This window comes from Sporosarcina sp. NCCP-2331 (assembly GCF_023707945.1).
Taxonomy (GTDB): Bacteria; Bacillota; Bacilli; order Bacillales_A; family Planococcaceae; genus Sporosarcina; species Sporosarcina cascadiensis.
The window spans coordinates 198,263-219,405 of record NZ_BRCD01000002.1; the positions used below are offsets into that span (position 1 = coordinate 198,263).

General features: G+C 45.9%; 22 protein-coding genes. 6 read left to right on the plus strand and 16 right to left on the minus strand.

Annotated features, from left to right (window positions below; all coding sequences use genetic code 11):
• Positions 1 to 368 precede the first annotated feature (368 nt).
• The 8 genes from bshC to NCCP2331_RS02185 all read right to left on the minus strand — a co-directional run bounded on the left by bshC (position 369) and on the right by NCCP2331_RS02185 (position 7,916).
• Positions 369 to 1,985: a bacillithiol biosynthesis cysteine-adding enzyme BshC gene (bshC, locus tag NCCP2331_RS02150; protein WP_194841012.1), complete on the minus strand. Its 1,617-nt coding sequence runs from the start codon at positions 1,983 to 1,985 to the stop codon at positions 369 to 371.
• Between the two features lie 86 nt (positions 1,986 to 2,071).
• Positions 2,072 to 2,452 carry a DUF3397 domain-containing protein gene (locus tag NCCP2331_RS02155; protein ID WP_153720516.1) on the minus strand — a complete coding sequence of 127 codons (381 nt, stop codon included), beginning with the start codon at positions 2,450 to 2,452 and terminating at the stop codon, positions 2,072 to 2,074.
• The gene (locus tag NCCP2331_RS02160) at positions 2,452 to 3,351 is read right to left on the minus strand and encodes a ketopantoate reductase family protein (protein WP_153720517.1); all 900 of its coding nucleotides are present in this window, start codon (positions 3,349 to 3,351) and stop codon (positions 2,452 to 2,454) included. The genes NCCP2331_RS02155 and NCCP2331_RS02160 overlap by 1 nt, the downstream gene beginning before the upstream one ends.
• Before the next feature lie 59 nt (positions 3,352 to 3,410).
• A complete protein-coding gene (locus tag NCCP2331_RS02165) occupies positions 3,411 to 4,961 on the minus strand; it encodes an acyl-CoA carboxylase subunit beta (protein ID WP_153720518.1) in 1,551 nt (516 codons plus the stop codon).
• Between the two features lie 18 nt (positions 4,962 to 4,979).
• On the minus strand, positions 4,980 to 5,195 hold the full coding sequence (locus tag NCCP2331_RS02170) for an acetyl-CoA carboxylase biotin carboxyl carrier protein subunit (protein ID WP_153720519.1): 216 nt from the start codon (positions 5,193 to 5,195) through the stop codon (positions 4,980 to 4,982).
• Between the two features lie 126 nt (positions 5,196 to 5,321).
• Positions 5,322 to 6,083 carry an enoyl-CoA hydratase/isomerase family protein gene (locus NCCP2331_RS02175; protein ID WP_153720520.1) on the minus strand — a complete coding sequence of 254 codons (762 nt, stop codon included), beginning with the start codon at positions 6,081 to 6,083 and terminating at the stop codon, positions 5,322 to 5,324.
• Between the two features lie 1,101 nt (positions 6,084 to 7,184).
• The gene (gene rpmF / locus NCCP2331_RS02180) at positions 7,185 to 7,358 is read right to left on the minus strand and encodes a 50S ribosomal protein L32 (RefSeq protein WP_153720521.1); all 174 of its coding nucleotides are present in this window, start codon (positions 7,356 to 7,358) and stop codon (positions 7,185 to 7,187) included.
• A gap of 24 nt (positions 7,359 to 7,382) precedes the next feature.
• A complete protein-coding gene (locus tag NCCP2331_RS02185; RefSeq protein WP_153720522.1) occupies positions 7,383 to 7,916 on the minus strand; it encodes a YceD family protein in 534 nt (177 codons plus the stop codon).
• Between the two features lie 126 nt (positions 7,917 to 8,042).
• On the opposite strand from NCCP2331_RS02185, the gene NCCP2331_RS02190 reads away from it, so the two are divergent.
• Complete coding sequence (locus NCCP2331_RS02190; protein ID WP_153720523.1) at positions 8,043 to 9,242, plus strand: nucleotidyltransferase; 1,200 nt, start codon at positions 8,043 to 8,045, stop codon at positions 9,240 to 9,242.
• Between the two features lie 8 nt (positions 9,243 to 9,250).
• Here the strand turns inward: NCCP2331_RS02190 and NCCP2331_RS02195 are convergent, their stop codons facing one another.
• A complete protein-coding gene (locus NCCP2331_RS02195; protein ID WP_251668152.1) occupies positions 9,251 to 10,297 on the minus strand; it encodes a SepM family pheromone-processing serine protease in 1,047 nt (348 codons plus the stop codon).
• Between the two features lie 128 nt (positions 10,298 to 10,425).
• Here NCCP2331_RS02195 and NCCP2331_RS02200 point away from each other — a divergent pair, with 128 nt between their 5' ends.
• Positions 10,426 to 11,313: a hypothetical protein gene (locus NCCP2331_RS02200; RefSeq protein WP_251668154.1), complete on the plus strand. Its 888-nt coding sequence runs from the start codon at positions 10,426 to 10,428 to the stop codon at positions 11,311 to 11,313.
• A 45-nt stretch (positions 11,314 to 11,358) separates the two neighbouring features.
• Here NCCP2331_RS02200 and coaD read toward each other — a convergent pair whose 3' ends face one another.
• The 3 genes from coaD to NCCP2331_RS02215 are packed head-to-tail and all read right to left on the minus strand — an operon-like array spanning position 11,359 to position 13,839.
• A complete protein-coding gene (gene coaD, locus NCCP2331_RS02205; RefSeq protein WP_153720526.1) occupies positions 11,359 to 11,841 on the minus strand; it encodes a pantetheine-phosphate adenylyltransferase in 483 nt (160 codons plus the stop codon).
• 4 nt (positions 11,842 to 11,845) lie between these two features.
• On the minus strand, positions 11,846 to 12,400 hold the full coding sequence (gene rsmD, locus NCCP2331_RS02210) for a 16S rRNA (guanine(966)-N(2))-methyltransferase RsmD (protein WP_153720527.1): 555 nt from the start codon (positions 12,398 to 12,400) through the stop codon (positions 11,846 to 11,848).
• A complete protein-coding gene (locus tag NCCP2331_RS02215) occupies positions 12,397 to 13,839 on the minus strand; it encodes a hypothetical protein (protein WP_251668157.1) in 1,443 nt (480 codons plus the stop codon). The genes rsmD and NCCP2331_RS02215 overlap by 4 nt, the downstream gene beginning before the upstream one ends.
• A gap of 102 nt (positions 13,840 to 13,941) precedes the next feature.
• Between NCCP2331_RS02215 and NCCP2331_RS02220 the strand changes: the two genes are divergently transcribed.
• On the plus strand, positions 13,942 to 14,337 hold the full coding sequence (locus NCCP2331_RS02220) for a DUF7147 family protein (protein WP_309296352.1): 396 nt from the start codon (positions 13,942 to 13,944) through the stop codon (positions 14,335 to 14,337).
• Positions 14,338 to 14,349: 12 nt separating this feature from the next.
• Here the strand turns inward: NCCP2331_RS02220 and NCCP2331_RS02225 are convergent, their stop codons facing one another.
• Positions 14,350 to 14,622 carry a YlbG family protein gene (locus NCCP2331_RS02225; RefSeq protein WP_153720529.1) on the minus strand — a complete coding sequence of 91 codons (273 nt, stop codon included), beginning with the start codon at positions 14,620 to 14,622 and terminating at the stop codon, positions 14,350 to 14,352.
• Positions 14,623 to 14,830: 208 nt separating this feature from the next.
• On the opposite strand from NCCP2331_RS02225, the gene NCCP2331_RS02230 reads away from it, so the two are divergent.
• Positions 14,831 to 15,703 carry a PI-PLC domain-containing protein gene (locus tag NCCP2331_RS02230; protein WP_153720530.1) on the plus strand — a complete coding sequence of 291 codons (873 nt, stop codon included), beginning with the start codon at positions 14,831 to 14,833 and terminating at the stop codon, positions 15,701 to 15,703.
• Between the two features lie 980 nt (positions 15,704 to 16,683).
• On the opposite strand, the gene NCCP2331_RS02235 is transcribed toward NCCP2331_RS02230, so the two are convergent.
• Both NCCP2331_RS02235 and NCCP2331_RS02240 read right to left on the minus strand, forming a co-directional pair.
• Complete coding sequence (locus NCCP2331_RS02235) at positions 16,684 to 17,127, minus strand: YlbF/YmcA family competence regulator (protein ID WP_153720531.1); 444 nt, start codon at positions 17,125 to 17,127, stop codon at positions 16,684 to 16,686.
• A gap of 59 nt (positions 17,128 to 17,186) precedes the next feature.
• A complete protein-coding gene (locus NCCP2331_RS02240; protein ID WP_251668159.1) occupies positions 17,187 to 18,614 on the minus strand; it encodes a UDP-N-acetylmuramoyl-L-alanyl-D-glutamate--2,6-diaminopimelate ligase in 1,428 nt (475 codons plus the stop codon).
• Between the two features lie 117 nt (positions 18,615 to 18,731).
• On the opposite strand from NCCP2331_RS02240, the gene NCCP2331_RS02245 reads away from it, so the two are divergent.
• Positions 18,732 to 19,463, plus strand: coding sequence for an amino acid kinase family protein (locus tag NCCP2331_RS02245; protein ID WP_251668161.1), 732 nt, complete (start codon positions 18,732 to 18,734; stop codon positions 19,461 to 19,463).
• On the opposite strand, the gene NCCP2331_RS02250 is transcribed toward NCCP2331_RS02245, so the two are convergent.
• A complete protein-coding gene (locus NCCP2331_RS02250; RefSeq protein ID WP_251668163.1) occupies positions 19,460 to 20,470 on the minus strand; it encodes a CAP domain-containing protein in 1,011 nt (336 codons plus the stop codon). The two genes, NCCP2331_RS02245 and NCCP2331_RS02250, sit on opposite strands and share 4 nt — an antisense overlap.
• Positions 20,471 to 20,770: 300 nt before the next feature.
• Here NCCP2331_RS02250 and NCCP2331_RS02255 point away from each other — a divergent pair, with 300 nt between their 5' ends.
• Positions 20,771 to 21,130 (plus strand): YugN family protein, encoded by a 360-nt coding sequence (locus tag NCCP2331_RS02255; protein ID WP_153720535.1) that lies wholly within the window; start codon positions 20,771 to 20,773, stop codon positions 21,128 to 21,130.
• The last annotated feature ends 13 nt before the right edge of the window (positions 21,131 to 21,143 follow it).

The window sequence follows — 21,143 nt, forward strand, 5'->3', positions numbered from 1 at the left end:
GCGGCTATGAGCGCGAAGGCCTGTTCAATGATCACGGCGGGATGCGGTATGATCACGCGGCCGAACCGAATGATCACGTGGCCGGTGTGTATGAGCGGCTGAGGCTGGGCTATGAGCGCTTGAGCGGGTACTATGATCATCCGCCAAGCTTCTTTGGCAGATGGGCACGTTTTTCGCCAGCTGGCTCATGGCGTAAGGCAATCCCCCAGCGCCGAAGCGTGTTTATACTGCAAACCGACACTTCATTCAAACGCTCAGCAAAGTCGAGCAATGAAATCAAACCAACGAAACCTTTGACCTTAAATAACTACGCCCACAACGCAGAAAAACGGCATTGCGTCTGCAATGCCGTTTTTTCTTACAACCTATTACAAATAAACCAACTGATGCTTACCGTCGAAACAGTACGGCTGGCGCAGGAGTTCGTCTATGAAACCTTCGCCGAATTGATTGATGAAAAAGTATGGCGAGTACAGGCGTTCCTGCAATGAGCCTTCTGGATATAGCTGCTCGCTCAGTATCTGATAGCGTCTGTACTGCACTTGGTGCTTGCGCAGCAGTGACTGTTCTTTCATTTTTTTCAAGTAGCTGAATTGCTTTTCGTGGAACTGCAGGTTTTTGTCGAGCACCTGTAACAGCCCCTGGTCCTGCTCTTTCAGATGGGCCTGCATCTTCTCAAATTGAGCATGAAGCTGCTCTCTTGATTCATCAATAAGTGCATCGAATGTCTCGTCTTTTTGTTCATCTAGCCATTGTTTTTGCAGTTGAGGCAGCTGGTGATCCAATACTTGACGGATCGTTACATCCGACATTTTCAGCGCTTCCTGTACTTGTCTGGAAATCAATGTAATCGAAATTCTGGGCACTATGACAGGCATACGAATACCTAATTTGTGAAAGGATTCTTTCAGCAATGACCAATACGCAATCTCCCCCGGACCGCCGACAAATGCCAGAACAGGAAACACCAGGTCCTGCATCAGAGGACGTGTCGCTACGTTATTGCTTAATAGCCAAGGTTCTTTTTCAGCAAGCTCATGCATCTCTTGCTGCGAGAAGGAAAGGCCTATTTGCTCGTTAACGAACATCTCGCCGTTTCTCTTCAGCAAAACTCTTCCTGTATCATGTACATAAAACAAGTTCGCATCTTGTTCTTCAGATTCAATCGGCTTATCGTATCCCAAAGAATTCAAATCCTGCTCAGTCGAATAAATGCTCGCGGCCATATCGGCTGCATTCTCGATCATTTGTGAGAAATAGGCTGATTCCAGCTGACGCAGCGGTTTATATGCGGCATCCAGAAATAATAATCCATGGTCGGAAAATAATTGATTCATCAGCGCTGTGAAAAAACCTGTATAGGACTGCTGCTCTTCCGCTGTTTTTAATACGTTCTGAAGCAGTTTATTCGTATACGCCGATTCGCCATAGCTTTTGAAAATCTTTTTAATATAGGCATGCATTTCTTTTTGATCATAGACCGTGTCAGAAGCCATTGACTTTAAAATGGAAGACTGTTTAAACTGGCGTTTTACAGCCTTGCCGTCCTGCGCGGTATATGTATGATTGATTTCATTGATATCATGATCTTCCCCTGCAATCCAAAACACCGGTACTACTGGTTTTTCGAGTACATCTCTTTGTTCGCGAGCCAGTAAAATAACCGAAATTGCCTTATGTACGGAATATAATGGGCCCGTCAACACTCCCGCCTGCTGTCCGCCGATAACAACTAAAGCGTCTAATGAAAGTTCTTTTATATGCTGCGCAGCCAATTCAGAAATCCCGTAAGGCTTCATATAACTTTCAATTAGAGCTGCTAGTTCTTCTCTTTGGTAAGCCCGCTGCGTTAGCTCTTTTGCCCTTTCTTCGTATCCTGCTGCTGTTATTTCATAATCAAAAAATCTATGGTTAAATTGCGAATCCTGACGATACGCTTCCATTAATTTATTTTTTCCAGGCAACTCTATCGTGTCTAATTCCATCTCATGAACTCCTTTTATATCGAATGCTACCATCAGTATATCATCTCAATCAGACAGGTTGAATTCATACGCCTGTCCATTTCAGATCACTTCGCATAATATATGATCTGCAAGATGATTCCTGTCAATATTAATAACAAGTAAGCGGCGGTCACCAACAGAAAAAAGACCCGCCACGCTTTCCTGAGCACCCGCTGTGTCCGAAACTCTTTTTCTGCCATTCGCTCTATGACAGAAAAAATAATCACAAGTACACAGACAGTTCCGATGACATAAACACCCAGCCATTGATCCCATATCGCATGAAGTAAAACCGTCACTGCGATTGCTGCAAACGGCGTGGTAACGTCGACTGCCAAGCCGAATCTTTTGGAAGGCGTAATTCCGGACCTTTTTAAAATCCACAGTATGAGGAATAGAATAATGAACGGAAAGAGCAATACCGCTCCGATTATATTTTCTGCCATCAGATACCGTCACCTCTATTTAAACCGAGCAGCATTTTTTCGAGCGTGTCCAATAAAGGTGCCTGGCCACCCTTTTGCCGAATTCTTTCCAAGACGGCAGTGATGATCGATTCAATCTCCATCGGATTCCCTTTTAATCTGTCTGTCAGCATGGAAGATTGATTGCCGGCAGTTTTTCTGCAGACAGCTTCCATATCCTCATAAGTTAATATAGCGGATAGTTCAGGAAAGTTGCTTAGTAATTCACTGCTCAGTTTTTGAAACAATTCATGAAAGGATGTATTTTCAATCAGCTGGCCGTTTCTCACCTGCAGTATGGCCGTCAGCGGATTGATTGCGCAATTGATCAGCGCTTTACGGAGCAATAACTCCTCCGCATCCTGCTGTACAGCAATTGGAAACTGCTGCGGATCGATCTGCTCGAGCCACTTCACCGTTTCTGTCATTTTTTCATTAGAAATCGCAATGGTGATCGGTCCTATCCCATTATGACGGACTGTGCGGTCATTTATACGTCCTGCTCCGTGCTCCACTGTGGCAAATGATGTATTCCCAAGCTTTAATTTTTCGATGAGCGCCAAGTGACCCATTCCGTTTTGGATGAACAGAAGATCCGGCTGCCCGGGTAAAGCACTGATTCTATGTAAGACGCTTTGCAGTGCATCATATTTCACTGCGATGATCCATAAAGCATCTGTCGGCAGTTCCTCCGGGGTCTCAGCAGTACGAACAGATACGATCGTTTCCCCGCCTGTTTCTTCGAGCCTGACCAAACCTTTTCTCAGCTGGTCCGCCTGCTCTTTGCGCCGCACCCAGAATGTCACGTCAGCTTTATGCTGTGCTAAATAGGAGCCGATCAATAATCCTATGGAGCCCGCTCCCACTATTACAAATCGCATACGTTTCCTCCTTGAAAAAGAGAGACACGACAACGGCGCCTCTCCCCTGGTTGGTTCTATTATACAGGATAAACCGGATGTTTTCTTGGCGCTTGGATGATTTCTTTCGTCTCGTAATAAGCCAGTCTGTCCGCCAATACGGCCCGCAGATCAGAAGGCGCCACAATTTCATCAATGATTAATTCGGAAGCCATCTTATAAATATCGATTTCCTCTTTATATTCCTGCTGTTTCGCTTTGATGAATTCAATTTTCTCTTTCGGATCTTTCATCGCTTCAATTTTATTGGAATAAACCGCATTGACAGCTGCTTCGGGACCCATCACCGCAATTTGTGCAGTCGGCAGTGCAATGCAGACGTCCGGCTCAAATGCAGGTCCTGCCATCGCATACAGCCCGGCGCCATAGGCTTTACGGACAACGACGGAAATTTTCGGCACAGTTGCCGAACTCATTGCCATAATCAGTTTGGCTCCGTGACGGATAATGCCCTGCCGTTCCACTTTTGTTCCGATCATGAAGCCGGGAACATCCGCCAAAAAGAGCAGAGGAATAGAAAACGCATCACATAACGTAATAAATTTCGTTACTTTATCCGCTGAATCAACAAACAGCACGCCGCCTTTTACTTTCGGCTGGTTTGCAATGATACCGACAGGACGGCCGTCAATCCGGGCCAGCGTCGTAATGATTTCAGGAGCGAATAGTTTTTTAATCTCAAATAAGCTGTTTTCATCGACCAGTTGATCGATCGCTTCATACATATTAAACGGGGCGTTTTGATTCTCCGGAATAATTTCTTCCAATGAACGCCCTTCCTTTATGGTGCCGGGCTTGGCGATTCTCGAATCAGCCTGATAATTGGCAGGGAAATACGCCAGATATCTGCGTGCTTCCGTAATTGCCTGTTCTTCACTCTCAACAAGCAAGTCGCCGCATCCGCTGACTGAGCAGTGCATCCGCGCGCCGCCCATTTCTTCCAATGAAACTTTTTCTCCAATGACTTTTTCGGCCATTCGGGGAGACCCCAGATACATCGAAGCATTCCCCTCAACCATGATGACAATATCACAGAAAGCCGGAATATAAGCACCGCCGGCAGCGGAAGGACCAAACAGGATGCACACTTGCGGAATCATGCCTGATAAGCGGACCTGATTATGGAAAATACGCCCCGCTCCCCTGCGGTTCGGGAACATTTCAAGCTGATCGGTAATTCTTGCCCCTGCGGAATCAACTAAATAAAGTAAAGGAACTCGCAATTTCTCAGCTGTTTCCTGAATACGTATGATTTTCTCCACTGTCCGTGCTCCCCAGGAACCAGCTTTGACAGTAGAATCATTCGCCATCACACAGACCGTCTGGCCGTTCATCTTGCCGGTAGCCGTCACTACACCGTCAGCCGGCAGATCAGCCGCTTCACAATTTGCGAATTTACCGTCTTCCGCATATTTTCCTTCATCGAAAAGCAAGCGCAGGCGCTCCCGGACGAACAGTTTGCCTTGTTCTTCCAGTTTTTGATGGTATTTTTCTCCGCCACCGGCAGAGATTCGCACAGAAATTTCTTCGAGTTTTTCATTATAAGCTGTTTTTGCCGAATCATTTGTCAAGAAACTCCCCGCCTTCCGTCAAGATTGGATTGTCACTAACACATCATCTTCATTGACAAAGTCGCCTTCTTTGCCGTTAATTGCCGTGATTGTCCCGTCTGTCTCCGCCTCAAGCGGAATTTCCATCTTCATTGATTCTAGGATCATGACGGTCTGCCCTTTGGCCACAGTATCTCCTACTTTGACTTCAATTGAAAAAATTGTTCCTGCCATTGCTGCTTTGACTTCTTGCATACAATCACTCCTCGGTATCTATTTTTCCAACAGTCTTGCTATCTAGTTAAGTGTAGCTTATTTTTGAAAACGTTTACAAGTAAATAGACAGCAAGTTCTAAGTGTATGTGCAGCGTGGCGCAAACTTTACTTGCTCTTCGTCAAAAACCGCCGGACAGCTTCATGATGCGCATCACTTTCCCACAGCACCGAGCAGACCCGCGCTTCTTCCAGCATCGCCTGCTGCAGTTCAGTCGCCTTCCACTTTCTTGTAGCAATCGCTTTATAGGCGCGGTGTACATTGCGGTGTATTTTCAGCATCGGCGCCAAAAACTGTTCCAGCGCTGTATCAGCATCTCCCATATAGAGTTCTGTCGCCCAGCCCATCCGCTTTAATTCCTCTGCCGAATGAATGCCGGCTCTGCTCACCAGCATCAGCAGCTGATCATGCGGACCATTCTTTTCGAATAAAAGTGTCGCTCCCCCCCAGCCTGAAGTGATAGCCAGTGTTCCTTGAATAAAGCCTGCTTTTGCGTGGTTTGAAACCAGTCGATAGTCACACGCTGTCGCCAGCTCACAGCCTCCGCCGACTGCCGCTCCATTCACCAGAGCAACTGTAGGCATTGGCAAGGTCGCAATTCGGTAAAGTATTTTCGCTCCTCTGCTCAGCATCGGCCACGCGTCGTCTGCTGTTTGGAAACCGTGAAAATCGCTGAGGTCTCCCCCTGAGCAGAATGCCCGCTCTCCTTCTCCCGTTATTACAGCAAATGCAATTTCTGGATCGTCTTCAATGCGGTCCAAGAATTCCTCCAGGCCTTGCATGATGTCATAGTTTACTGCATTGCGCATGGCAGGGCGTTGAATTGTAAAGTAAGCAATCGAGTCCTTGATTAGAATAGAAAAAGACAAAGCGTTTCCTCCTTTTTTATTTATGTAAGCTTGATAGCAGAATATAATTATTGTGGTTTAAAGGTGGGAAAGTGAAAAGAAACCGTTTCCCTGCGTTCCAGGCGGACGCTTTCGGGAGGGCCCTCGGTGAGCCAAGCGAACAGCGAAGGGTTCGCTTTGCCGTATTTCTGCGGTCTTTGCAGAAATTAAGGCAATACAGAGTTCCTTCTGCACACTATTTTCATTCGCTCCCTTTAGTTGTCTCATCCTATCGGGCTAATCCTCTCCGAGTGTTTTTAGCCGCGGGCTCACATGAAGTGAGTCATGCAACCGTTGCCGCAGGACGCGGCGTACTTAGGCTGCCTGGAACGAAGGTACACTGGCTGGTGTTTCAATACTCTTTGTGTGAGTAGCAGTATGAGCATACCGCGTGAACTTTTATGACAGGTAGTGTTTCATGCAATACTTAATTATCTGCAATGGCCAAGATTCTCGTGGTGAATACATTTGTATAGTTGAGAAACGAAAACACACCTACTAAACTCGCACTCTGCCAAAAAGCAGCATGACATACATTCTCCAACAAAAGCGTAGGCGCAACTGCGGGGTCGGCCGTTGCTAAGCGAACAGCGAAGGATTCGCTTTGCCGTATTTCTGTGTTCTTTACAGAAATTAAGGCAATGATGCATGCTCTTCGCCAGTAGGCTCATAGCGTAAGGCAATCCCCCAGCGCCGAAGCAGTTTTAAAATGCAAACGCACACTTCATTAAAAGACTCTGCAAAGTCGAGCAACGAAACCCGCATCTACTAAATCTACAACATATCAAAAAGCTGCATGTCCTGCATTCCACATAACAGCGGAAACGCCACTATGGAGTAGCTATGAGCGCGGACGCCGGTTCAATGATCAAGGCGGGTTGCGGTATGATCACGCGGCCGGACCGAATGATCACGTGGCCGGTGTGTATGAGCGGCCGGGGCCGGACTATGAGCACTTGAGCAGATACGATGATCATCCGCGAAGTTTCGCTGGTTCTAGCATACCATTTTAACGAAAAACAAAAAAGACTGTCCTGAGCCATGGTCTCAGGACAGCCTTCTATTTGCTGCTCACGAATCTAATTATCCGTTTACAACGTCTTTTCCTTTGTAGTGTCCGCATGATTTGCAAACGTGGTGTGCCAATTTCATTTCGCCACAGTTGTCGCAAGTATTCATACCTGGCGCTTCAATTTTGAAATGAGTTCGACGCATATTTTTCTTCGTTTTAGAAGTTCTTCTCTTTGGTACTGCCATTTTTGGGCACCTCCTTATAAGGGTTTACTCTTTATCGGTTTCAAAAAAATTAGCCAATCCCGCTAAGCGAGGATCCACTTTTTCTTCTGCTTCCTGCAGACGCAGCGTTTCCAACTCTTCATCGGTTGTATAGGACCAGCCTTTACCTTCCATCTCCCGCACATCATCCGCTGATTCGCAGAATACTTGCAGAGGAATTTCCAATAAAAGAAGTTCTTCCAATACAGGAATAAAATCGATCATATCCCCTTCAGCCGGATGAATTTCATCATCTTGCTGCAGCGTCTCTTCATCCCAGCTGAATTGCTCAACTGATTCTATGGAGAACGGATACTCGACGTCTTCCCACGTACGTGCACAAGGCAGAGTCATCGAACCTTCTAGCCTAAGCCGGCATGTTAACTTTTTCTCACCAATTGAACATGTTCCGCTTACTCGAACAGGCTTAATATCCCTAATTTCTTCATTCCGTTTTTTAACGGAATCCAAATTTACTGCTTCGTCAAGCAATAGCGGGCCTTGCCTATGTTTCCGTAATTGATGAATGGACCATTTCATGTCTATCACCTCAAGACAACAATGTTGATTATAGTATTTAAAATAAGGGATGTCAAGATATTTTCTTGTCACTCCAACAAGCTTAACGTTATAATTCACTATACACTAGCATAGAGGAGGATTCCATTGATTGCAACCGGAATTACAGTTGAATATAATCCCTTTCATAACGGGCATCTTTTTCATTTACAGGAAGCGAAAAGACAAACTGAAGCGGATGTGATTATCGCTGTCATGAGCGGACAGTTTCTGCAGCGCGGAGAGCCTGCGATCACAGATAAATGGACACGCACCAGGATGGCTCTTGCCGGCGGCGCGGATGTGGTCATTGAGCTGCCCTATGCGTTCGCAACGGCACATGCTCCACAATTCGCAAAAGGCGCCATCCAGCTTCTCGATGCGGCCGGCTGCAATTATTTCTGCTTCGGCAGCGAGCAGGGATCCATTGCTCCATTTATCAGCAGCTTAGATGTAATTTCACAGCATCGACAAATTTATGAACAAACGATTAAAGAGGCAATGAAGGAAGGCTTGAGCTATCCGAACGCATTGCGGACAGGCTATGAAGCAATTTCCTCCGATAGTGCCGCTGAATTAGCGGATTTATCCGAGCCGAATAATATTTTAGGTTTTCAATATATGCAGGCGGCAAAGGACATTCATTCCTCCATGGTACCTGTGACAATTGAGCGGACCGGAACGCATTATCATGATACGGAATTACCGGACCACTCGATCGCGAGCGCGACCAGTATCCGAAAATCTATTTTTTCTTGCCATGATGATGAAATTCAATCGTTTATGCCGTCTGCTTCTTTTCTTTTATTGAATGACTGGCAGGAACAGTTCGAATTTCAGAGCTGGGACAAGTTTTATCCGCTCCTGCGGTATACGATTCTGCGGGAAGAACCCGGGCGTCTGAGTGAAATTGCGGATATTGCGGAAGGTATCGAATTCGCGTTTTTCAAAGCCGCGAAAGAGCAGCCGACGTTTCAAAGCTTCATGCAGGCAGTCAAATCAAAGCGCTATACGTGGACACGGATTCAGCGGATGCTCGTCCACATCCTGACTGGCTGCCGCGCATCAACTAGAGATAACATTACAGAACCCGGGTATCTTCGGCTTCTCGGGATGTCCCGGGAGGGCAGGAAGTATTTGCAGACTGCGAAAAAAAAGCTAGAGCTGCCGCTGGTCAGCAGGGCAGCTTCTCTGTCCGATCCTTCGCTCGAACTGGATATTAAAAGTACGGATATTTATATGTGCGGTGTCCGGCCGGATGCATCAATGTCGGGACTGGATTACCGCACGCCTCCAATCCTGCTGTAGAACAGCTGTCACTTTTCTTCCAGCTGTTCCAGATAACTAAGCGCGTCGTCCACCGTTTTCACCGGTACAACTTTCATGTCAGTGCCGATCTTTTCCGCAGTCTCTCTGGCTTCTTCATAATTCGAGACCAGCTGTGGATTTTTCGCTTTCACTTCATCCGGCAGTTCATCGTCAGGCGCAAAAAATATTTCAATATCCTGGCGGTCCGCCGCGATGACTTTGAAATCAATGCCGCCGATTCTTCCTACAGAACCGTCCTCCAGCATTTCACCTGTTCCTGCAATATTATATCCTTTCGTCAAATCTACTTCTGTCAGCCGGTTGATCAGCTCCAAAGTAAACATCAGACCCGCTGAAGGTCCTCCGATGTCTTCGGTATGGATATCGACTTCAGGCTTCGTTTCAATGTCAATCTGCTCCTCAAAATGAATACCGAGCCCTATGCGCTGTTCTTCACCGGGCAGCTTTTTCAGTTCTAACGGAATCGTCAGCATCTGTTTCCCCCGGCTGACACGAAGACTTAACAGGTCGCCTTCTTTCTTACTGCTGATCAAGTCAATGAACTCGTTGGCTGAAGACAGCTTCTCATCGTCAATGGACTGGATCAGGTCACCTGTTAACAGTTTCCCCGCAGCTGTTCCTTCCGGCAGTACGTTGGCTACGTATACCCCTTTGAATACTCTTTCAATCGGTTTTCCAGTCTTATCAAACGCCACCGAAATAGCATGCATTTTCGAATCCGCCATCAGCTTTTTCTGACGAATTGAATATTCCTCGTCACTTTCACCGTGCCTTCTCACATTTGCAGCAGGCAGCAGCTTCATTTTATCCGTCACATGCGAAAACGCGTACGTTACAGGCGTCGCTTTTCCGATCGCAATCGTCATCAGACTGAATGTTCCCCTTTCATTTTGGTCGCCGCCGTCCACATCCACGAGCGGAGCCAGATCATATGCTCCGCCGGGTCTTGAAATATACATATCTAACGGATAAAGTCCGAGAACCGCTATCAGTATAAGGATGACAGCCACTATTCCCCACTTGCGCATTTTCATTACAGCATCCCTCCATTAATAGCCTGTACGAATTTAACATATATATTACGGTAGATTCCATTTCAGTTCAAAAAATAGGAAGGAGAGACGCTAATGGAAAGTCTTCAGCCGGCCCGTCAACGACTTCCATGATCAACGTTACCGTCATCTGGGCCTTGATCATTCTCTTTATCATTCAGCCTGAAGTCGCGCATGAAGGAGCCGTCTCAGGTGCACAGCTGTTCGTCCATGCGCTGCTGCCGTATTTATTGCCTTATATCATTTTGACGCAATGGCTGTTAAAAATGCCCGGTCAACAATCGGCAAGCCAGTGGAAAAGATACATAAAGGCATATGTACTCGGTTCTTTCGGGGGTTTCCCGGTTGGTGCCGTGACTGTCAGTGAAATGAAGAAAAACGGTGAAATTTCTACTGCCGAAAGCAGTCTGCTTCTCGCTTCCTGTCATGCGCCCGGCCCTATGTTCATCATCGGTTTCGTAGGAAATGAATTGCTTGGCAGTGTGGTAAACGGCTGGAAACTGCTGCTTGCCATTCATTTAGCAAACATTGTTTTTTTCCTGATGATGATGTGGCTTCTTCGAAAGCAGCGAATAGAGCACGTTGTTCCTCCGGCTGTAAAAGATGAGCAGCAAAATTCATCGCCTTTACTCAGTTCAATCAAAGACAGCTCATCCGTCATTTTATTGGTCGCGACGACGGTCATTTTCTTTTCTTCAATGGGTAATGTGCTGTCAAGTTTGATTTCCACTGTGTTCCCGGTTGATATGGGCGGCACCAAAACCATATTATTGGCCATTTTTGAAATGACATCCGGCGTCCAGTCTGCCACCGAGCATTTCAGCGGTGACAGTTTTTACCCGCTTCTGATTGCAGCTATAATTTCTTTAAACGGCATGAGCATCCACATGCAAGTCATGACGATCGCGAAGAGCGCGGGTATACGAATACTCCCGTACGTTATCGGAAGAGCCTGGAACACCCTTCTCGTGCCTCTGCTGTTCTTTTGGATGTACTGATATGAAAAATGGTTATGATGAGTTTTCATCATAACCATTCTTCTATTATTTACTGAATTTCCGAATCAATGCATCATTGACATGCGCAGGCACAAGACTGGATACGTCTCCGCCATACTGCACCACTTCTTTGACGATGCTTGAACTCAGGAATGAATAATTACTTTTCGTCATGACGAAGAATGTTTCGATGCTTTCATCAAGCACACGGTTCATTGAAGTAATCTGCATTTCATACTCAAAATCCGAAATCGCGCGCAATCCCCTTACAATGACAGACGCATTAATTTTATGCGCATAGTCAATCAAAAGACCCGATGAAGAATCTATTGTCACGTTGTCGTACTGTGACGTCACTTCATGAATGAGGGCAATCCGTTCCTCCACAGTGAACAGGGGTTTCTTCGATGAGTTATTCATCACCGCTACATGCACTTGCGGAAATGTTTTCGCCGCTCTTTGTATTATATCTAAATGTCCATTCGTCACCGGATCAAAACTGCCCGGCACGATTGCGATTTTTGACATGCCATTATCCTCTTTTCTCATATATAGTAATGGCTGTGCTGCCGTAGACAGTCGAGCTGACTTTGCTGAAATCACCATACTGCCCGGGCAGTTCAGTGGCTTTCTCATGTTCGCAGACAACTGTTGCGTCTTCCGCCAATATATTCAATTCAGCCATTTCATTTACCAGTTCATAATAATCTACTGAAGCATAAGGCGGATCTACAAATAATAAATCTACCGTCACATGATTTTTCTGCAGAACGGCGGCAGCCTGACGTGCATCTTTTCTTTCAATATGTAATTGGTTTTCCATCCGGCATTTTTCCGAATTCGCCTTGATGATAGCACAGGCTTTCGGGTTTTTCTCAAAGACATACGCCTGCTCCATCCCCCGTGACAGTGCTTCAATGGCAATGGAGCCGCTGCCGCCGAAAAGCTCGACGACAATCCCTCCATCATAATACGGTCCGATCTTATTAAATACCGACTCTTTTACTTTGTCAGATGTCGGGCGCGTTGACGTGCCCGGAAGTGATTTTAACGGCGTGCCTTTTCTCGAACCGGAAATGACTCTCACTCTTTTTCCATCTCCTTCATCAGACTTTCAATTTGCTGTACATCAACGGCGTCATCGGATTTCTCAATTAATACCAGAAAGATCCTTCTGAGCCACACTTCATCAAAATACAATTTATTATTGATCGTCAAATACGGTTTTTCTTTGTAATCATATTTCCGCTCATTCATGACGTAGAAAGGCTCAATCTTCGAAAAACGGTAATTGCGCTTAGGACTTTCAATATAAATCGACTGTTCATTCGAAGTAATTTTATATCCCATTCCTGTTAGCAACTCATTGGCAGGATAATAGCTCTTTCCGTCTTTCACGACGACTTTCGCTTCTTTCAGCTCTCCTCCGTCCAGCAGCAGCTTGCGGGAGTCTAATAATAAGAATGGATAGCTGTACTCCTGTTCGTGCATGGTCTTTCGGAAATACTGCGAATCAAACTTCATCACATCTTTCAGATCGGCATCCAATTGCTCAGCTGCCAGAGGCTGTCCCATCTGACTGCGCACTTTCTTGCGGAAAGCATCATACTGTTCTTCCGTCAGCGCTTCTTTAAAACGGATGAAAGCATTTTGTTCAGCTTTTGTACCAACTGCCTGATCTCCGAGAATCGATGCAAGCATACTGTTCATTGACGGCTCGTCCGCCGGGATGATAAACCGGGACTGCACACTCATTCTCGCGACTTGCTTCTGCACCCGGTCCATGTTCTCCGGCTTTTCCGTAACAAACCGCTGCGCATATAACGAACGGTTGCCGGATGATAAGAGAACACTGACATGATCTCCGCCGATTTCCTCCAGCATCTTTTCCATCTTGTCAATTTGCTTTTTATCTATACCTTCACCGTATAATGTTAATTTATTGGAAGAGTAGGCCATCGGTATTTCCTGCGGCTGCCAATAAAGCTCATTGACGAACCCGACACCGCGGTACAGCCGGTACGTGATGCGCTCTTTATCAGCGATACCGACACGCTCGAGACCGTTCACCCACATGCCTCCTATATTCTGCTCATCGGTCATATGGAAGACGGTTGTCAGAGGCTTGGCGTCCTGCAGCAGAACAAAAGGTCTTTTAAATAACTTGCGGCCTGCCAGCTTTTCGGTTTTAGGAATTTTATACGTGATCGACTGCTGATCTTGTTCCCCTTCATCGAAAGCGATGCCGGATTCATTAAAGCGTGAGCAGGAAGCAGATTCTTTCGTCAGACAGTCGTGCTCCACACTTCCTTCTGGCCAGATAATTTCATATCTACCCGTAGCCAGGTCATAAAAATGATGCTTGACATATAAACCGTCTGCCCGGTTAATGACTTCAATTTCCTGGCGGTACGTATCAGGTTGATCTTTGTCGCCGTTCGCAGTGGCTGACTGGCTGTAATGCAGATAAAGAAGGCCACCGTTCACTGCAGCCAGCAGAAACAAAATCCTCAAGATAGTTTTCAAAGTACAACACCTCATCACATGGTATGATGGATAAGATCCATTTTCAAGACAATAATTATATAAGCAATCCGCCTTTTGATTGCTGAAAGGAAGAGCTAATTTATGATTCAACAGCGCTTTATTGAACTCGGTGAAGGATATGGCGACATTTATGAACTGCTTGAATTAATGTCGACAAATTCCAATAGATTGTACAAGTCCTATATCTTTTCTTCAAAAAAAGGTTCAGCGGAACATCTGTCGTTTGCGGTTTCATTTGAACCTGCATTCAGTGACAGCCAGTTCATGCCCATCTATGTCTGCCGAGAAGGTATTAAACAATCCGCGGATAAACCTTCCAAACGCGTCAGTTTATTCACAGAAAAAGCTGAATCTATAAACAGCAAGCCGGTGCGTGTTGAAGTAAAACATTCATCTGAGTTTGCGGAAAAAGATTTATTTTATCAATATATCACCGGTGTTCTGCGTTTAAATCATTTGCTGCCGCCGCTGCGTTAAGAATAAGTTCGATTACAGACCCGTTTTGTAATCATATTCTTTTGCTTTATCCGGCTTGGCATTTTCATATACGGTGCTGACAAATGGACGCTGGGAAGTCAAAACTTTTTTGACTGCAGATAAGCGTTCGAGCTTGCTGACCGTGCCTTCCACTTCATCCCGGTCGCAATACAGCACGACATATTTCATTTTCTTGGAAATATAATGGACATGCCCAAACTTGCGCAGTGATTTTGCTTGTTTTAAATGATGGAGATAGACAATTATTCCTTGCCGATCAATCATATTTCTCCCCCTCTTTCTTACTTCATACAATACCATAGGTGAGAAAAGTCCCGCAACCTTACATATCGGAGGTTTGGATGTTCTCTTCATTCTATTATTGCACTGGATCCGCAGAATAGGTTACACTATGTTAGATATAGAAGTCCATTCGGTGCAAACTGAGTGTGAAAAATAGTGAAGTCCGACTGACTACTGAGGAGGTTTTAGAGTGGGGAGGAAAACCAAAGTTGCTTTAACTGTTGGAGCTGCAAGTGTTGCTGCCTGGGCTGCTTCGAAAGTGGTTGTGAAACCGGAGCCGCGCGCAGAAAAGAAAGCGCTTCAATTTTCTGAAATTGCAGTATTAGCCGAAATGGATATTGCCGAAGACCCTTCCGTCCATTCGCTCACAGCATATACTAAGACAGCCGATTTGGGCGTACACGGTTTTGTCGTAGATATCCGGCTGACCAAAGATGAAGAAATTATCATAGCTCCAGACATGTTGCCGACCGGAGCTATTGCAGACTATACGCTGGCGGAATTAAAAAATGACTATCCATCTTCTTCTGATCAAACGAAGACAGCGGCCAAAGAGGATCCGACCTTAATTTTACCACTGCGTGATCTATTAAAAACGTTCCCTCAGCTGCTGATCGTCATTTCTATGGGAGATTCCCCCGACACGTACGAAGGCAGCTTGATCCCTTCGAAGCTGTGGCGGCTGCTCAAGGAAATGGACGCGGCTGAACGAGTTGTTGTCACGAGCACTTACGATGAACAGATCGACCGCTTTAATTTATATGCACAAAATTCTGTCGCGCTCGGTGCCGGCAGCGAAGAGATCAAGAAAGCGTATGTCGCATACACAAGCAAGTTTGGCCACTTGTACAGACCAAATGCTGATTTATTCTGCCTTCCTGAAAAAATCGGAGTGTTCCCTCTTGCATCAGACGGATTCGTCCAATTTCTGCAGCAATTAAACATCAACGTATTTTACGAGATGTCCGACACGACTGACCTACAGAAGCTGTCAAAGTTAGAATTCAGCGGTTTTATTACGAAGAAGCCTAAAGATGTTTTAGCATATTTCAACGAGAATTAAAGATTTCCAACATGGAGCTGTTTCTGTTTCGTTGCTCGACTTTGCAGGTGTTTGAACGAAATGTGTGTTTGAAGTTTAAAACCGCTTCGGCGCTGGGGGATTGCCTTACGCTGGCTTAAAGAAAATATGTCATACTGCTATTTTGCAGAGTGCAAGTTTACTTGGTATGTTTTCGTTGCTCGACTTTGCGAGTGGTTTTGAACGAAATGTGATTTTGCAGTTTAAAACCGCTGCGGCGCTGGGGGATTGCCTTACGCTATGAGCCAGCTGGCAAAGACCACGCCAGTTGTCTCACAGCAACGGCTAACCCCGCAGTTGCGCCTTCGCTCGTGTGAAGAATGTATGATATACTACTTTTTTGCAAAGTTTGCATTTAGTTGGTATGGTTTTCGTTACTCGACTTTGCTAGCGCGTTTATCACAAGTATCTGGGCCCTTTTTGAATGCTAAGTATTGCATGAACACCATACTTATTATAATAATCTCAAATAGTATGCTCATACTGCCTGCTCACACAAAAAAGTCCTGAAAAACAAGCCAGTGTACCGTAGTGAAAGCCGTCACGAAGAACAGCTTTTGCGAGTAAAAGCGCAGCGTTAGGAGCACTGGTTTTAGGCGACTCGGGGAGGATCAGCCCGATAGGATGAGACAACTTGCGGGAGCGAACGAAAATAGTGTGCAGAAGGAACCTTGTATTGCCTTAATTTCTGCAAAAAGCGCAAAAATACGGCCAAGCGAACCCTTCGCTGTTCGCTTGGCTCACCGCGGGCCCGCAAGACACGCGTCCGCCTGGAACGCAGGGAAACGATCTCTCTCCACTTCCCCGCTCTTTCACTTGATTGGCATGCGGCAGAACATCAAGTCGTCACACTGCTTATCCGCAAGAAACGCAGAAACGGTCTCTTTTCTACTTAATAACTCTCATAAGAAAAACCCTGCAAACTTCGCAGGGTTTTTCTTATGAACAAATGCTCAAATCGCTCAGGCCGAGCACGAACAGCTGCCGCCTGAGCCGCATCCACCGCCGCACGAACTGTTGGTGAATGCTCCGTCACCCGCAGGCACCTTCACCGCCGCAGATACCGAACTGCCGATCATAATGCCGATTTCATCCAGCAGCGACTGCACATCATTCTCCGCCAGACGCAGCGCCGCCACCTCATCGCGTAAATCCAAGGCTCTCTTCTGCAAACGAATATCCTTCATAACCGACTTATAATCGGGATGATATCGTCCAAAGCGCTGAACCTCTTCATATTGTTCCTTCACTCTATTAAAATTAATGATCTCTTTCCGCAGATCAGGATCAGAATACACACGGTTGTATGCGTCTTGATAGGTTTTAACAACCTCAGAACGCAGCAGCATATCGGAAAGTTCTTCCGCCATATCGATGACATTCATCCATTCATCCGTCATCATCATAGATTGCCGCACCTCCTATCCCATCCATCATACCAAAAATCGATCCATTCGACTATCCTTTAAGATTCTAAATTCACTTTGTCTTCCTCTGCGAATGCCGATTGCACCTCATTCATATCACAGAAAGATTCAATTCGCGAACCGATCTGCTGTGTTTTTTCATGTCCTTTCCCGGCAATCAACACGATATCTCCCTGTCCGGCCTGCCGGATCGCATACCGGATTGCAAGCTTCCGGTCGAGCAGCACATCGACCGGTACGGTAAAACCGGTAGTCCCGGCCAGGATATCTGTAATAATTGACGAAGGCTCTTCCGAACGCGGGTTATCTGATGTCAAGATGACATGTGCACTATGCTGCGCTGCCACTGCTCCCATCTGCGGCCTTTTCTCATGATCCCGGTCTCCGCCGCAGCCAAATACCGTTACTACCCGGCGGGCTCCATCTTCGGATAAGGTTTCAAGCACAGCCCGTAAAGCATCCGGTGTATGCGCATAGTCTACAAACACGTCCACCCCTCTCTGACTGTACTTTTCCAAACGCCCTTCCGGCAGCTTCAGCACAGCAAGGTTCAAGACCGCATCTTCATATGAAAAGTCTGCTGCCTGCATCGCACAAACCGCAGCTCTCGCATTCATCTCGTTATGCAGGCCCGGAACATTCACTTTAAATCCATTGATTGTCGTAAGCGTACTGTTTATATGTGTTTCATTGAAATACAGCACGGTTCCTGCCGCTTCCCTGCTCATCTCCGCACATACCGGGTCACTTTCATTGACCACTAATCGTTCCGCCAATGAAACCAGGCGTTTCTTCGCATCGATATATGCCTGTTTACCGCCATGTTCGGCGTAGTGATCAATGCCTATATTCAAAAGAATACCGATTGTTATGGAGCAGTGAGCCAGGCGGTTAGAAGAGAGACCGATTGAGGAGGCTTCGAGGATGACATGTGTGACTTGCTGCTCAATACAAGTGCGCAATAGAGGATGCAGCTGCTCTGCCGGCATCGTCGTCAGCGAATCGTCGGGTGTCCCGTTCAGTATGCCGTCTATATAGATTCCTGTCGTCCCGATCACCGCCGCTTTCACTCCTTGGGCCGCCAGCAGCTGTCCGATAAAATGACTGACTGTCGTTTTGCCATTAGTTCCGGTTACTGCGATCACTGTTAATTCAGATGCCGGATTGCCTGCTAATTTCGCGCTTGCGAACGAAATAAACAAAGAGCTGTCGGGAACAACTACTACGGTGACGCCCGCAGGTATGTGCAGATCCGCGTTCACTCGATCCAAAACTATAGTAGTCGCGCCTTTCACAATTGCTTCTTCGATAAATTCCAGTCCATCGCACAACGCGCCTTTTCTGGCGACAAACACGAAATCCTTCTGTACCCGCTTCGAATTTTCCGTAATTCCTCCGACTGTCTGCCGGATTGACCCTTGCAGCAATGTACACGGCCACTCTTTTATCAATTCAGATAAAAGCAAGGTGTCACGCCCTTTCCCGAACATTTTAACTTCAACAGAATATAATGAAACGAAACATAATTTCACTTTATCTTATGAAGCTTGCAAGAAGAATGTCACGAAGAAAGTTGGGATTCTATGATTATCCAGAAATTCGGCGGGGTCGCCATGCAGAATCAGCAACAGCGTGCAAAGTGCATTCAGCACATTAAAGATGGATTATCGAGATATAATTCAGTAGTTGTCGTTGTGTCCGCAATGGGACGCGGCGGGGATGCATACTCAACAGATACTCTGCTGAATGTCACAGATGCGCTCCATCATTCAGGCGAGGCAAAGGACTTGGCGGCTGCCTGCGGAGAGTTAATTTCATCAGCGGTGATGTCAGCCGAGTTATCAAAAGAAGGAATCGACAACACGATCATCTACGGACAAAATACAGGAATCCGGACGCATGGGGAATTTTGCAATGCAATGATCGAAAAAATCAATACCTCTCATATACTTAATACGCTGCAAACACACTCATGCCTCATCGTCCCCGGCTTCCAGGGTATGAACGAGCAGGGACAGTTCATGACACTTGGAAGGGGCGGCAGCGATCTGACAGCTATCGCACTCGCCGCAGCTTTGCAGGCAAGCCATGTGGAGTTTTATAAAGACGTCCCGGCTGTCATGTCCGCAGATCCTCATACGAACTCACAGTACATCCGTTATGATCAATTGTCATTTACAGAGTTTCTTCCTTTATTAGACTGTCAGCATCCGATTATCCAGAAAAAAGCGGCGCTATACGCAAAAAAAACCGCGACACCTCTTCATATCCGAGGCATCGCGTCTGAAGAGGAAGGCACGTGGATTCTCCCTTAATTATCCAAATCATCCCTTTTTGTCTGCGCAATAAAGGACTGTGTGTAGTATTTATTGTAAACACCAACCCCTGTATGAGTAAAAACAGGATTCAGCAAGATGTCCCGGTGCTTAGGCGAGTTCAGCCAGCCGTGAACTGTTTCAATTGCATCTATATAATTCAATGCCGTATTCTCGCCTGACTTGATCGAAAGAACCTCTGCCGCTTTCAGGCGTTCTGCAAAGTTTTCCGTCGGTTCATCCTCACGTGAACTGTATTTTTGAAAAGTCATTTCTTGGCTATGCTCCCACGACAGCGTAGCCAGTTTTGAATCTTCAATTAAAGTCCTCACGCCATGTTCATCACGAAGCTGATTCGTCAGTTCCACTATCTGCCGTTCCATCGCGCTGTCCACTTCTGTCTGCACAGTAGAGGAAGGCTTTGGCGCTTCAATCATCTCTCCTAAATAAGTCATATCGTAGGGCTGATGTTTTACCAGCGTACTCGGACTGATAAAACGAATTCCTTCCAGCTGCTCATCTACCTGGTCAATATATAATTGAACGTATAAGTCCTGATAAGGTATTAAGATTCTATTTTTAATGTCTTCACTATTTAAGGAAAAAGTATACGTATTATCTTTTATGTGTACATCGATTTCTGACTCGATCGGCGTAAAGCGATGAATATCCTGAACATTCTGACCGATTGTAAACGGTGCTGTATCTGCTGATATGTCTGCTGTATAAAGCTGAATGACCTTATCTTTCAGCACACCCGCCATAAAGCTCGGTTCCCCTTTATAAATCCACCATTCGTATTGAAAGCTTGACGGTTCGACTCTCGAAGGCTCTCCAAAGTCGTTTATCAGCTTTTCCGCTTTTTGACCGACGTAAAGTGATATTCCTTCTTCCGGTCTCGGCCTGCCCTGCACGTCCATGGTTTCTCCTTTTTCAGGCACGGCAACAGGAGAGCCATGCTGCACAGGCGATTCAAGCGGTTCATTGACACTCACTCTGTCATTCATAAAATAAAACACTCCCATGACCACTACCAGCATCAGAAGTATCTTCCAGCCTGCTCTCCACATGAAATCTCCCTTTCCTTTCTTGTTGCTGTCTCTGTCTTTACCATACCTATCATACGGCTTCCACACTTTGTACAGAGGTTCTTTTCCTTTATTGTACAGAATAGATTTGCCCCCGTCATTCTTTATCATTACAGAAGGAAGCGTTGACACAATGTTGTCATTGCAAGTGATTTTAATTTGTTCTATGATATAATGGTATAAGTATTCGTTTGGACGAACATGAAGGGGGATTTATAAATGTATATTGAAAATATAGGCATTGACGGCCTTGTATCAGACTTAAAGGTCATGGAAGAAATTATGCTGAAGAACGGCCTGGTTCTTGAAGGTCAATGGGATTACGAGCGCGTAACTTTCGACAAGAAATTTATCATTCGCGAAGGTACATATTATATGCGCATCTTCGGCACATTAGTAGAAGGCGATATCGACGGCAGAAAAGCAACAGTTCGCTTAAAGCAGCCTGTTCTTGGTAAATACTACTATCCTTTCGGCGTAGAATACGGCGAAGAAGAGGATTTCCCGGCCAGCTTAGTGAAAGATTGTGAATTAACAGCAAAAGCAGTCTATGACGAATTAAAGCAATATACGGTGTAACAAAATAAAAAAA